Source organism: Pseudomonas gingeri, from assembly GCF_013385635.1.
Lineage (GTDB): Bacteria > Pseudomonadota > Gammaproteobacteria > Pseudomonadales > Pseudomonadaceae > Aquipseudomonas > Aquipseudomonas gingeri_A.
In genome coordinates this window covers 795,002-810,140 of record NZ_JACAPR010000010.1, presented here as the reverse complement: position 1 = coordinate 810,140, position 15,139 = coordinate 795,002, and the positions used below count along the sequence as shown (strand labels likewise).

Below are 15,139 nucleotides of genomic sequence, written 5' to 3'. Positions count from 1 at the left end.
GGTGGAGCCCGAGGTGTAGATGACATAGGCCAGGTGTCGCGCGCTCAGTTCCGACTGATCGGGATTGGTCACGGACAGGTCTTGCCAGGTATTGACGTCCAGGTCGATCACCGGCACGGCCACGTCACCGAGCAACTCGCGGGTGGCGCCTTGCACCAGCACCGCCACCGGCACGCTGTCCTGCAGCATGTAGGCGATCCGCTCCGACGGGTAGGCCGGATCGAGCGGCACATAGGCGCCGCCCGCCTTGAGAATCGCCAACAGGCCGATGACCATGTCCAGGCCGCGCTCGACGCAGATCGCCACCCGCGCATCCGGGCCCACGCCCAGCCCGCGCAGGTGGTGCGCCAGCTGGTTGGCCTGCCGGTTCAGCTCGCGACAGCTCAGCCGATGTTCGCCTGCGACCACCGCCACGGCGTCCGGGGTACGCTCGACCCGGGCCTCGAACATGCCGTGCAGGGTCTGGTCGAGGCTGTAGTTCACCTGCGTCGCGTTGAGGTCGAAGAGCACGTGTTCGCGCTCCCGCGCCGTCAACACCGGCAGGCGGTTCAACGCCCGCTCGGGCGCCTGCTCCAGGGCCTCGACCAGCGACGCCAGCGCGGTGCGCAGGTAATCGCAGATCCGTTGCGCACCAATCCGGGCAACGGTCATGGCGGTAAGGATAAAACCATCGCCCAGGTCGTCGATATTCAAGGCCAGCGGATAGTTGGTGCGCTCCTCGCTGGCCAGGGTGTCGATGCCCTGCCAGGCCTGTATGGCCTCGGGCTGGCGTTGCAGCACGCTGCTGTGGCGATAGTTGAGCATCGCACTGAACAACGGCAGCGGCGCCGCCACCCCGCTGCAGCGCTGGGCCAGGGCCAGCGAGGCGTGCTCGTGGCCCAGCAGCGTGGTCAGGCGCCCGTGGATCGCCCTGACGCCGGCGGCCACCGACGTTCCATCGATATCGACCCGCAACGGCAAGGTATTGATAAACATGCCCAGCGCGCGGTCGAGGCCCTCGCTGCCCTGCATGCGGCCCAGCAGGACCGTGCCGAACACCACCGCCTCCTTGCCGCTGGTGGCGGCCAGGACCTGCGCCCAGGCCAGGTGGAACAGGCTCGCGGCACTGACCCCAAGCACCCGCGCCTGGGCCCGCAGGCGCTCGCTCAGGGTGGCCGGCAGGGTCTGCACGACTTCCTCGATGGCATTGCCATCGCCGCGCACGTCTTGCAGGCCGAAGGGCAGCGTCGGTTCGTCGATATCACCGAGCATGTCGCGGAAGAACGCTTCGTGCTCCTGCTCGCTGACGCCCAGGCGGGCCTGGGCCACATAGTTGCGGTACGGAATCACCGCGCCCGCGGGTTCGGCCTGGCCCAGCAGGCCGGCCTGCATTTCATGGCGCACCACCTCGAGGGCGGCATGGTCCAGGGCCAGGTGATGGAACAACAGGATCGCCACCGTCCGCTGTTGCGCGGCATCGAAGGCATGCACCAGGCGGATCAGCGGGGCCTGGGTCAAGTCCATGCGCCAGTGCCGCGCATCGAAGCGGGCATGCAGTTGTTCGAGCACATCACCGGCTGCCGGATCGCAGACGACCTGTTCCATTTGCAGTTCGGCCTGGCGCAGCACCACCTGTACCGGGCTGTCCAGGCCCTGCCAGTGCACGGCGGTGCGCAGGATATCGTGGCGTTCGATGACCTTCTGCAAGGCCTCGACAAACGCGCTCAGGCGCTCGGGGCTGGCAAAGGCCATCCGCGATTGCAGCAGGTACGGGTCGCCCTGCTCCGCGCTGAGATGGTGGTAGAGAATCCCCTCCTGCAACGGCGCCAGCGGGTAGATATCCTGGACGTTGGCAGCGCCGCCCGGAATGCGCGCGACGATCTGGTCGAGCGTCGCCTGGTCCAGTTCGATCAGCGACAGCAACTCAGGGGTCAGGCGCTGGCAATCGCCTGGAATCAGGTTGGCCGGAATCCTCACCGTGCGCCCACGCCCCAGGACCTGGGCCAATGCCGCCAGGGTCGGCTGGCTGAACAGCGCGCGCACGTCGGCGCTCAGGCCGGCCTGGCGCATGCGCTCGATCAGCTTGACCGCCAGCAGCGAGTGGCCACCCAGCTCAAAGAAATTATCGTGCCGCCCTACCCGCTCAACCTTGAGCACTTCGGCCCAGATTCGCGCCAGGGCCAGCTCCACCTCACCTTGCGGCGCGACGAACGCGCGGCTGGACAACGCCGCCTGGTCCGGCGCCGGCAAGGCCTTGCGATCCAGCTTGCCGTTGGTGGTCAGCGGGAAATGCTCGAGCAGCACGAACGCACTCGGCACCATGTAGTCCGCCAGGGTCAGCAAGAGTTGGTCGCGCAGGTCCGCAGCCAAGGGTTCGCGGCCGTCATGGGCGATGATATAGGCCACCAGGCGCTGGTCTCCCGGCTCGTCCTCGCGGGCAATGACCACGGCTTCGCGAACGCCGTCACAGGCCGCCAGGCGGGCTTCGATCTCGCCCAGTTCGATACGGAAACCGCGAATCTTCACCTGGTCGTCGTTGCGCCCCAGGTACTCCAGGCTGCCATCGGCCAACCAGCGTCCGAGGTCGCCGGTCTTGTACAAGCGGGCCTCGGCGCGGCCACTGAACGGGTCGGCGATAAAACGCTCGGCCGTCAGTTCGGGGCGATTGAGGTAACCACGGGCCACCCCCGCGCCGCCGACATAGAGTTCACCGACGACATTGACCGGCACCGGCTCACGGCGCTCGTCGAGCAGGTACAGTTGCAGGTCCGGGATGCGCCGGCCGATCGGGCTCACGCCGGACAGTTGTGCATCCGCTGCCATCAGCGCGTGGTAGGTCACATGCACCGTGGTTTCGGTAATGCCGTACATATTGACCAGTTGCGTGCCGGCATTCGCCACGCGCGCGTACCAGGGCTTGAGGATAGTGGGGTCCAGCGCCTCGCCGCCGAAGATCACCTGGCGCAGCGAATGCTTGAGCGGGCTCTGGCCCTGGGCAACGATCAATTGGCGGAACGCACTGGGCGTCTGGTTGAGGATGGTCACGCCCGCCGTGCACAGCAGCGCGTGGAAGTCGTCCGGGGAGCGGCTGACCCCTTGCGGCACGATCAGCAGGTGGGCGCCATGGACCAGCGCGCCCCAGATTTCCCAGACCGAGAAGTCGAAGGCAAACGAGTGGAACAGCGCCCACACGTCCTGCTCGTTGAAATCGAACCAGTGTCGGGTCGCCGCGAACAATCGCACCACCTGGCGGTGTTCGATCATCACGCCCTTGGGCAAGCCTGTGGAGCCGGAGGTGTAGATCACATACGCCAGGTGGCGGGGGGTCAGCTCCGGCAGCACCAGATCCTCGTCGGACTCGTCCTGCCAGCTCTCGCGGTCCAGGTCCAGTACCGGCACCGCCAGGGCGCCCAGCAACTCGCGGGTAGCCCCCTGGACCAGCACCACCACCGGCTGGCTGTCCTGCACCAGGTAGGCGAGACGTTCCGCCGGCGACGTCGGGTCCAGCGGCACATAGGCGCCGCCAGCCTTGAGAATCGCCAGCAGGCCGACGATCATCGGCAGCCCGCGCTCGACACAGATCGCCACGCGCGCATCGGCCCGTACGCCCTGCTTGCGCAGGTGGCGGGCCAGGCGATTGGCGCGGCGGTTCAGTTCGCCGTAGGTCAGTTGCCTTTCGCCATCGATCACCGCCACCGCCTGCGGCGTGCGCTGGGCGCGACCTTCGAACAGCTGGTGCAGGGTGTACGCCTGCTCGTGGTTGACCTCAGGGCGGTTGCAGCCCACCAGCAGTTGCTCACGCTGCGCCGCCGTCAACACCGGCAAGCGGTTCAGGGCACATTCCGGCGCCTGCTCCAGGGCGTCGGCGAGGGACTCGAGCACCGTCTGCATCGAGTCGCAGAGGCGCTGCGCGCCCACCTGCGCCAGCGTCAGGGCGGTCAGGTTGAAACCTTCGCCCAGGTCATTGACGCTCAAGGTCAGTGGATAGTTGGTGCGGCCTTCGTGGGCCAGGGTCTCGATACCCTGCCAGGCCTGCGCCATGTCCTGCCGGCTGCTGGCGCCGTCGCCATGCCGGTAGTTGAGCATGGCGCTGAACAGCGGTAGCGGCGCCGCCACCCCGCTGCAGCGCTGGGCCAGGGCCAGCGAGGCATGCTCGTGGCCCAGCAGCGCCGTCAGCCGGGCGTGGGTCGCCATGACCCCGGCGCGCACGTCCGAGTCATCGACATCGACCCGCAGCGGCAGGGTATTGATAAAGACCCCCAGCGCCCGGTCGGCGCCCTCGCCGCCCTGCAGACGGCCCAGCAGGACCGTGCCGAACACCACGCTGTCCTTGCCCGAAGCCACGGCCAGCAGCCGCGCCCAGGCCAGATGGAACAGGCTCGCGGCACTGACCCCGAGGGCTCGCGCCTGATGACGCAGGCGCCCGCTCAGGGCCAGCGGCAGGCGGTGCCGGACTTCCTCCATGGCCTGGCCGTCGCCCTGCACATCCTGCAGGCCGAACGGCAGGGTCGGCTCGACGATATCACCGAGCATCTCGCCAAAGAACGCCTCATGCTCCTGCTCGCTGACGCCCAGGCAGGCCTGGGCCACGTAGTTGCGATAAGGCACCGGAGTCGTTAGCGGCGCGTCGAGGCCCAGCAGGCTCGCCTGCATCTCCTCACGCACGGCCTGCAGGGCCGTATGGTCGAGCACGATATGGTGGAACAGCAGGAGCGCGACGATACGGGGATGTTGCGTATCCGTGGCATGCACCAGCCTTACCAGCGGCGCCTGGCCGATGTCCATGCGGTGGTGGCGGGCGTCGAAACGCGCCTGCAACTGCGCGAGGATATCGCCCTCGGCGGGGTCCAGCGCCACCTCCTGCACCACCAGCGCGGCCTGGCGCAGGACCACCTGCACCGACCGGTCCAGGCCTTCCCAGGCTAGTCCGGTGCGCAGGATATCGTGGCGGTCGATCACCCGTTGCAGGGCACCGGCAAAGGCCTGCAAGCGCTCGACACTGGCAAAGATCATCTGTGACTGCAGCAGGTACGGATCGCCCTGCTGCGCGCTGAGGTGGTGATAGAGCATCCCCTCCTGCAACGGCGCCAGCGGGTAGATCTCCTGGATGTTGGCGGCACCGCCCGGAACACGGGCGACGATACGGTCGATGCTCGCCTGGTCCAGGTCGATCAGCGACAGCATTTCGGGGGTAATGCGCTGGCAGCCGGGCGCAACCCGGTTGTCCGGCACCTCGACTTCCCGACCGCTGCCGATGGCCGCCGCCAGGGCCGCCAGGGTCGGCTGGTTGAACAGCACGCGCACATCGGCACTCAGGCCCGCCTGGCGCATGCGCTCGATCAGCCTGACCGCCAGCAGCGAGTGGCCGCCCAGTTCGAAGAAGTGGTCATGGCGCCCCACCTGTTCGACCTTGAGCAACTCGGCCCAGATCCGCGCCAGGGTGGTTTCCACCTCACCCTGGGGCGCCTGGTATTCACGGCTGAACAGCGCGCCCTGGTCCGGCGCGGGCAAGGCCTTGCGGTCCAGCTTGCCGTTGGCGGTCAGCGGCAGCGCCTCCAGCCGGACATAGGCCGAAGGCACCATGTAGTCCGGCAGGCGGCCTTGCAGGTCATCGCGCAGCGCCTGGATATCGGCGCTTTCATGCTCGGTGAAATAGGCCACCAGGCGCCCGTCGCGGACCAGTACCACGACGTCCCTGAGGCATTCGTGGGTGGCCAGCGCGCTTTCGATCTCGCCCGGCTCGATCCGCAGGCCACGGATCTTCACCTGGTCGTCGTTGCGTCCCAGGTAATCGACCGTGCCATCGGCCAGCCAGCGCGCCAGGTCGCCGGTACGGTACATGCGTGCACCCGTCTCGGGGCTGAACGGATCGTCGAGGAAACGCTCGGCGGTCAGGTCCGCGCGGTTCAGGTAACCGCGCGCTACGCCGGCCCCGCCGACATACAGCTCGCCCTCGACCCCTACCGGTACCGGCTGCTGGTGGCGGTCCAGCAGATAGACCCTGGCATTGCCCATCGGCGTGCCGATATGCAAGGGCGCACCGACCTCCATCCGCCCGGAGGTGGCGACCACCGTGGCCTCGGTCGGGCCGTAGTTGTTGATCACCACAAACCCCGGGGCCTTGCCGAACTGGCGCAGGCGGTCGCCGCCGATCAGCAGCGTCCGCAAGGTGGGGTGGCCGAGGCCCTGGCTGAAGGCATGTTCGGCCACGGGCGTGGGCAGGAACCCGACATCCAGCGGCTGCGCGCGCCACCAGTCGAGCAGCGCGTCGATCTGTTCATTGTGGAGATCACCCGGCGGCAGGTGCAGGGTCGCGCCGCCGCATAGCGCCGGCCAGACCTCCCAGGCCATGGCGTCGAAACCGAAACCGGCGACGCTGGCGGTGTGCTTGCCAGGCTGCAGGTCGAAGGCCGTGCAGTGCCAGTGCACCAGGTTTTCCACGCTGCGGTGCTCGACCATCACGCCCTTGGGCAGGCCGGTGGAACCGGAGGTATAGATCACATAGGCCAGGTGCGCCGGGGACAACGCCGGGACCTGGGGATTGGCCGGCGAGGCGGCTTGCCAGGTCGGTCGATCCAGCAGGATAAGCGGCGCGTCGAGCGCCGGCAGCCGGGCCTGGAGGTTCTCCTGGGTCAACAGCGCCCGCGGTGCGCTGTCGTCGAGCAGGTAGGCCAGGCGCTCTGTCGGCAGGCTCGGGTCCAGCGGCACATAGGCGGCGCCGGACTTGAGAATGGCCAGCAGGCCCACCAGCATGTCCGGGCCGCGCAGCACGCTGAGCGCCACCCGGTCGTCCGGCTGCACGCCCAGGGTGAGCAGGTGATGGGCCAAGCGGTTGGCGCGCCGGTTGAGTTCGCCATAGCTCAGGGGCTGCCCGGCCTGGACCACCGCCAAGGCCTCGGGCTGCGCCTGCGCGCGGGCTTCGAACAGCTCGTGCAGGGTGTGCCCGCGCGGATAGTCCGCAGCGCTGGCATTGAAGCCGGCCAGCAGTTGCTGGCGCTCCGCCGCAGGCAGGATCGACAGGCCGTCGAGGGCGACCTCGGGTGTCTGCTCCAGGGCCTGCACCAACTGCTCCAGCGCCGTCTCCATGTAGCGGCACATGCGCTGTGCACCGATGGCGTGCAGCGCCAGCACGGTCAGGCGGAAGTCGTCGCCCAGGTCGTCGACGCTCAGGGTCAGCGGGTAGTTGCTGCGCTCGCCACCGCCCAGTTGCTCGATGCCGGGCCACAGTGGCGAGCCCTGCTGCGCCCCTGCTGCCGGGCTGCTGTGACGATAATTGAGCAAGGCGCTGAACAGCGGCGTCGCCGGCTCGACCGCACTGCAACGTTGGGCCAGGGCCAGCGAGGCATGCTCATGGCCGAGCAAGGCACTCAGGCGCGCGTGGGTCGCCTTGACCCCGGCCCGCGCCGATAGCCGGCCGACTTCGACCCGCAGCGGCAGGGTATTGATAAAGACCCCCAGAGCCCGGTCCGCGCCCTCGCCCCCTTGCAGGCGCCCCATCAGCACCGTACCGAATACCACGTCGTCGCGCTGGGAAACCTGCCCCAGTACCTGGGCCCAGGCCAGGTGCACCAGGCTGGCGGCACTCACCCCCAACTGACGCGCCTGCTCGCGCACGCGCCGGCTCAACTCGCCCGCCAGGGGCAGGCGCGCCTCCTCGATGCCGCGACCGTCGCCACGTACATCCTGCAGGCCGAACGGCAGCGTCGGCTCGCTGATATCACCGAGCATGGCGCGGAAGAACGCCTCATGTTCCTCCTCCCCCAGCCCCAGCCGCGCCTGCGCGACATAATTGCGATAAGGCACCGAGGCCGGCTGCGGTTGCGACGGATCGAGCACCCAGGCACGCATTTCCCGCACCACGACGTCGATGGCCGTATGGTCCAGCGCCAGGTGATGGAACAGCAGGATGGCCACCACCCGTTGCCGCGTCGCGTCCCAGGCATGGACCAGGTGGATCAGCGGCGCGCGGGTGATATCCAGGCGATACTGACGGGTATCGAAACGCCCACACAGTTGTTCGAGCACATCACCGTTCGCCGTATCCAGCACAACCTCCTGCACCGGCAGTTCGGCGACACGCCGGACCACTTGCAGCGGTGCCTCCAGGCCTTCCCAGAGCACGCCGGTGCGCAGGATATCGTGACGGTCGATCACCTGCTGTAGCGCCGCGACAAAGCCTTGCAGGCGCTCGTAGCCATCGAATACCAGGCGGGTCTGCAGCAGGTAGGGATCGCCCTGCCCGGCACTCAGGTGATGGTAGAGAATGCCTTCCTGCAGGGGCGCCAGCGGGTAGATGTCCTGGACATTGGCCGCACCACCGGGAACGCTGGCGACGATACGGTCGATGGCGGCCTGGTCCAGCGCCACCAGCGGCAGCATCGACGGGGTGATCCGCTGGCAATCGGCCGGGATGCCATTGGGCGGAACCTCGACCTCGCGGCCCGAGCCCACCGAAGCGGCCAGCGCCGCCAAGGTCGGCTGGCTGAACAGGGTGCGCACATCGCTGCTCAGGCCTGCCTGGCGCATGCGCTCGACCAGGCTAACCGCCAGCAGCGAGTGCCCGCCCAGTTCGAAGAAATGATCATGGCGCCCCACCTGTCCTAGCTTGAGCAGCTCGGCCCAGATCCGCGCCAGGGTGATCTCGATCTCGCCCTGTGGCGCCTCAAACTCGCGGCTGAGCAGTGCGTCCGGCTCCGGTGCGGGCAAGGTCCGGCGGTCCAGCTTGCCGTTGGCGGTCAGCGGCAGCGCCTCCAGGCGCACATAGGCGGCCGGCACCATGTACTCCGGCAGGCGCTCCTGCAGGTAGCGACGCAGGGCCTGGATATCGACCGGCTTATGCTCGAAATGGTGCTCCGTGAACCAGGCCACCAGGCGTCCGTCGCGCACCAGCACCACGGCGTCCTTGACCCGGTCATGACTCATCAGTGCGGTTTCGATCTCACCCGGCTCGATGCGCATGCCCCGGATCTTCACCTGGTCGTCGTTGCGCCCCAGGTAGTCGAGCGTGCCATCGGCCAGCCAGCGCGCCAGGTCGCCGGTGCGGTACATCCGTGCTCCCGCTTCGCGGCTGAACGGATCGTCAAGGAAGCGCTCGGCCGTCAGTTCGGGGCGATTGAGGTAGCCGCGCGCCACACCGGCACCGCCCACATACAACTCGCCCGCGACGCCGACCGGCACCGGACGCTGTTGTTCATCCAGCAGGTAGACCCGGCCATTGGCCAGCGGCTTGCCGATGTGCAGGGCCTGCCCGGCCTCCACGGCCCCGGAGGTTGCGACCACCGTCGCTTCGGTCGGCCCGTAGTTGTTGACCACCGCAAACCCCGGGGCCTTGCCGAACTGGCGCAGGCGGTCGCCGCCGATCAGCAGCGTGCGCAGGGTCGGGTGTTGCCTCTGCCGGCTGAAGGCATATTCCGCCACCGGCGTCGGCAGGAAGCTGACCGCCAGCGGCTGGGCGCACCACCAGTCGAGCAGCGCATCGATGTCCTGGTTGCCGACCAGGGCCGGCGGCAGGTGCAGGGTCGCGCCCACGCACAACGCCGGCCAGACCTCCCAGGCCATGGCATCGAAACCCACGCCGGCGACGCTGGAGGTGTGGCGGCCCTGCTCCAGTTCAAAGGCATCGCAATGCCAGTGCACCAGGTTTTCCAGGGTCCGGTGTTCGACCATCACGCCCTTGGGCAAGCCAGTGGAACCCGAGGTGTAGATCACGTAGGCCAGGTTCGCCGGGCCGAGCGCGGTCACGTGCGGGTTGGCCGAGGATTCGTCCTGCCAGGTGCAGCGGTCCAGGTCGACCACGGGCACATTGACCCTCGGCAGTTGCGCCAGTAACTCGCCTTGCGTCAACAGCGCCACCGGGGCACTGTCGTCAATCAGGTAACCCAGGCGCTCGGCCGGCAGCGCCGGGTCGAGCGGCACATAACCGGCGCCGGCCTTAAGGATCGCCAGCAGACCGACCAGCATCTGCGGACTGCGGCGCATGCAGATCGCGACCCGGTCGTCCGGTTGCACCCCCAGCTTGCGCAGGTGGTGGGCCAGGCGGTTGGCCCGCAGGTTGAGCAAACGGTAGTTCAGTTGTTCACCGCCCTGGACCACCGCGACCGCCTCGGGGCTACGCGCCACCTGGGCCTCGAACAGGCCCTGCACGGTCTGCCCGCGCGGGTAGTCGACCCGGTTGGCGTTGAAGCCCTCCAGCAGTTGCCGGCGCTCGCCATCCGGCAGGATCGACAGCTGTTCCAGGGCGCTACCCGGGGCCTGCTCCAGGGCTTGCACCAGCTGTTCCAGCAGGGTGTTCATGTAGCCGCAGATGCGTTGCGCGCCGATGGACTCGACGGCCAGCACCTTGAGGCTGAAGTCACGGCCGCGATCGTCGACACTGAGCACCAGCGGGTAGTTGCTGCGCTCTTCGCTGCGCAATACCTGGATGCCCGGACTGATTTGCAGTTGCCCGGCGACCGCTTCCTCCGGTGCACTGTGTCGGTAGTTGAGCAAGGCGCTGAACAGCGGCGAAGCGGCGTCGACGCCACTGCAGCGCTGTGCCAGGGCCAGCGAGGCATGCTCGTGGCTCAGCAGTTGGCTCAAGCGGGCATGGGTGGCCTTGAGCCCGTCACGCACCCCGACCTGACCGGCGTCGACCCTCAGCGGCAGGGTGTTGATGAACATCCCCAGCGCCCGGTCGGCGCCCTCCCCGCCCTGCAGGCGGCCCAGCAGCACGGTGCCAAAGACCACGTCGCGACGCCGGGCAAGCTGGCCCAGTACCTGGGCCCAGCCGAGGTGCATCAGGCTGGCGGCGCTGACCCCCTGCTGGCGCGCCTGCTCGCGCAGACGCCGGCTCAAGACCGGGTCCAGCGCCAGCGACGCCTCGCCGATGCCACGCCCATCACCCTGGACGTCCTGCAGGCCGAACGGCAAGGTCGGCTCATCGATATCCGCCAGCATCTCGCGGAAAAAGGCTTCGTGTGCCTGCTCGTTCAAACCCAGACGGGCCTGCGCCACATAGTTGCGGTAAGGCACGGCCTCGGTTTGCGGGGCGGTTTCGCCCGCCAGGCTGGCGCGCATTTCTTCCAGCAGCACGTCCAGCGAGGTGTGGTCCAGCACCAGGTGATGACGCAGCAGCACCCCGACCCAACGGTCATGGGCCGGGTCCTGGGCATACGCCAGGCGCATCAGCGGTGCCTGGCCCAAGTCCAGCCGGTAGTGACGCGGGTCGAAGCGCCGGTGCAGTTGCTCGAGGATATCGCCGTCCCGAGGATCGACCTCGACCTGCTGGACACCCAGCGAAGCCTGGCGCCAGACCACCTGGACCGGCTCGTCGAGGTGCTCCCAGTGCACGCTGGTACGCAGCACGTCGTGCCGGTCGATCACCCCCTGCAAGGCGCTGGCAAAGGCCTGCACCTGTGCCTCGCCGGCAAAGCCGAGCTGCGCCTGCAGCACGTAGGGATCGCCCTCGGTCGTCAGGTGGTGGTAGAGAATGCCGCCCTGCAACGGCGCCAGCGGGTAGATATCCTGCACATTGGCCACGCCGCCGGGAACACTGGCGACGATACGGTCGATGGCCGCCTGGTCCAGGTTGACGAGCGGCAACAGGTCCGGGGTAATGCGCCGGCAATGCGCGCCAATCCGGTTGGCCGGGACCGCCACCTCACGCTGTCCGCCAACCCCGGCGGCCAGCGCCGCCAGGGTCGGTTGACCGAACAGCACGCGCACATCGGCACTCAGCTCGACCTGGCGCATGCGTTCGATCAGCTTGACCGCCAGCAGCGAATGACCGCCCAGTTCGAAGAAGTTGTCGTGGCGACCGACCTGCTCGACCTTGAGCACCTCGGCCCAGATTCGCGCCAGGGTGATTTCCACCTCGCCGCGCGGCGCCTCGTAGACGCGCTGTACCCGCGAGCTCGGGTCCGGGGCCGGCAGGGCCTTGCGGTCCGGCTTGCCGTTGGGGGTCAGCGGCAGGGCCTGGAGATGGACAAAGGCGGTGGGCAGCATATAGCCCGGCAGGTGTTCCAGCAGATGGGCGCGCAAGGACTCGATGGCCTGGCGCTCCTCGGCGGCGTAGTAGGCCACCAGGCGCGGATCGCCCGGCTCGTCCTCGCGGACCATGACCACGGCATCCTTGAGCGCGGGATGTGCGCTTAAACGCGACTGCACCTCGCCCAACTCGATACGCAGGCCGCGGATCTTCACCTGGTCGTCGTTGCGCCCGAGGAATTCGAGGTTGCCATCGGCGCGATAACGCACCAGGTCACCGGTGCGATAGAGGCGGTCGCCGGCCACGAACGGACTGTCGATAAAACGCTCGGCCACCAACTGTGGCAACCCCAGGTAGCCACGGGCCACGCCGACCCCGCCGATATGCAATTGCCCACTGACGCCCTGGGGCACCGGCAGGTCCTGGTCATCGAGCACGTACAGGCGCGTGTTGCTGATCGGCCGGCCAATCGGCAGTTGCGGTTCCGGCACCGGCGCACCGGGCTCCAGGGTCCAGGCGGTGCTGTCGACCGTCGCCTCCGTCGGTCCGTAGACGTTGTGCAGGCGCACCCGTGGCAGGCGTTTCTGCACCGACCGGGCCAGGGCCGCAGTCAGTTCGCCACCGCCACAGAACACGTCCGTCAGGCTGATGCATTGGCTCACTTCCTCCAGTTCGAGGAACTGTTGCAGCATCGCCGGCACGAACTTGATCACGCTGATCTGTTGCTCACGCACCAGTTGCGCCAGGTAGGCCGGGTCGCGGTGCCCTTCGGGGCGGGCCAGGACCAGGCGCATGCCCACGGTCAGCGGCCAGAAGAACTCCCAGACCGAACCGTCGAAGCTGAACGGCGCCTTTTGCAGCAACGCGCCGTGGCGATCACCGGTAAACAGTGTCGAACTCCAGTGCACCAGGTTGCACAGACCACGGTGTTCGAGGGTCACGCCCTTGGGCGTGCCGGTGGAGCCCGAGGTGTAGATCACATAGGCCAGGTTCGACGCGCCCAGCCCCGGTACCGGTGTATCGGCGAGCGGGCGGTCGTGCCAATCGGCACGATCGAAGTCGAGCAGCGGGACCGCCACCGGGCCCAGCAGGTCACGGGTGGCGCCATGCACCAGCACCAGCACCGACGCGCTGTCCTGCAGCATGTAGCCCAGGCGCTCCAGCGGATAACCGGGGTCCAGCGGCACATAGGCGCCCCCGGCCTTGACGATGGCCCACAGGCCGATGACCAGCTCAAGCCCGCGCTCGACGCAGATCGCCACCCGCGAATCGGGCTGTACGCCCTGCTCGCGCAGGTAGTGCGCCAACTGGTTGGCCTGCTCGTTGAGCTGGCGATAGGTCAGGCTCCGTTCGCCCGCCACCACCGCCACGGCCTCCGGCGTGCGTCGGACCTGGGCCTCGAAGAGTGCCTGGATGGGTTGTTCCAGATCGTAAGCGTCCTCGGTGGCATTGAGGTCCACCAGCAGGTGCTGGCGTTCCTCGACGGGCAGGATCGACAGGCCCTGGAGCGCCTGCACAGGATCGTGCTCCAGCGCATCGACCAGCGCCTCGAGCGCCGTCTGCAGATAACCGCTGACCCGCTGCGCACCGATCGCCGGCAAGGTCTTGACCGCCAGCGTGAAGTCCTCGCCCAGGTCATCGACACTGACCGTCAGCGGATAGTTGGTGCGGTCCTCGCCCCCCAGGATGCGGATGCCCGGGGCCAGCTCGCTCACCTCGACCCGCTCGGCGGCGTCGCTGTGACGATAGTTGAGCATCGCGCTGAACAATGGCGTCGGCGCACTCACGCCACTGCAACGCTGGGCCAGGGCCAGCGAGGCCTGTTCGTGCCCCAGCAGCGCGGTCAGGCGCTCATGGGTCTTGAGCAGGCCGGCCAGCACGCTTTCGCTACCGACATCGACCCGCAGCGGCAAGGTATTGATAAACATCCCCAGCGCCTGCTCGGCGCCGACACCGGCGTCCATGCGTCCCAGCAGCACCGTGCCGAAGACCACCGCCGAGCGCCCGCAGACCTTGCCCAGCACCTGGGCCATTGCCAGGTGCAGCACGCTCGCCACGTTGACTCCCGCCTGCCGCGCCTGCTGGCGCAGGCGTCGGCTCAGGTCAGGGGGCAAGCCGATACGGCTCTCTTCGATGCCTCGACCGTCGCCTTGCACATCCTGCAGACCGAACGGCAAGGTCGGCTCGTCGATATCACCGAGCATCTCGCGAAAGAAGGCCTCGTGGGCAGACTCGTCCAGGCGCAGGCGCGCCCGCGCCAGGTAATCACGAAACGGCACTGCAGCCCCGACTTCGGTGGCCTGCCCGAGCAGGTGCGCGCGGATCTCCCGACGTACCACCTCCAGGCCGGTGTAATCGAGGGCCATGTGATGGAACAACAGCACCGCGACCACCTGCTGTCGGGCCTCGTCATGGGCAAATACCAGGCGCAGCAAGGGCGCCTGACGCAGATCCAGGCGGTAGTCACGGGCCTCAAGGTGGGCGCGCAGCTGCTCCAGGGCTTCGCCGCCGGCGGCGTCCACGGCGACTTCCTCGCACACCAGCGGGGCCTGGCGCCAGACCACTTGCAGCGGTTCGTCGAGGCGTTCCCAGACGATGGAGGTGCGCAGGATATCGTGGCGCTCGATCACCCATTGCAGGGCCTGGACAAACGCCTCGAGGCGCGCGCGATCGCCGAAGACGAACGGTTTGTGCAGCAGGTACGGATCGCCCTGCCCGGCCGCCAGGTGGTGGTAGAGCATACCGGCCTGCAACGGTGCCAGGGGGTAGATGTCCTGGACATTGGCCGCGCCACCGGGGATCCCGGCGACAATCCGATCGATGGCTTCCTGCTCCAGCGTCACCAGCGGCAGCATGTCCGGGGTAATGCGCAGGGCCGGGCTCAGCCAGTCGCCGCCATGGCGCGCCACCAGGTCGAGCAACTGCGCCTTGTGCGCACTCAGCTGTTGCCACAGCGTATCGTCCAGCGCGTCATCGTTGCCCAGGACAACCAGGTCGTCCTCCTCGCGTTGAAGACGGATCGCATGGGTGGAAATAACTGCCATCAATTCGCTGAACTGCATGAGAGACCTGCTTTTAAATTCGGAAACGGTTGACGAGAAAGTCCATTTTCAAAGGCAACGCTGTGCCCGTGCTTCGCGCCCTTGCGCCGACCAGGCGGCGCTGCGTGTCATCAGGACGCATGAGGCGTCCTGC

At 67.9% G+C, this 15,139-nt stretch carries 1 protein-coding gene; it reads right to left on the bottom strand.

What is annotated here, in order from left to right:
• Positions 1-15,006 (bottom strand): non-ribosomal peptide synthetase (locus HX851_RS13965; RefSeq protein ID WP_177065744.1); only part of this gene is annotated, 15,006 nt, incomplete at its 3' end.
• Between the last annotated feature and the right edge of the window lie 133 nt (positions 15,007-15,139).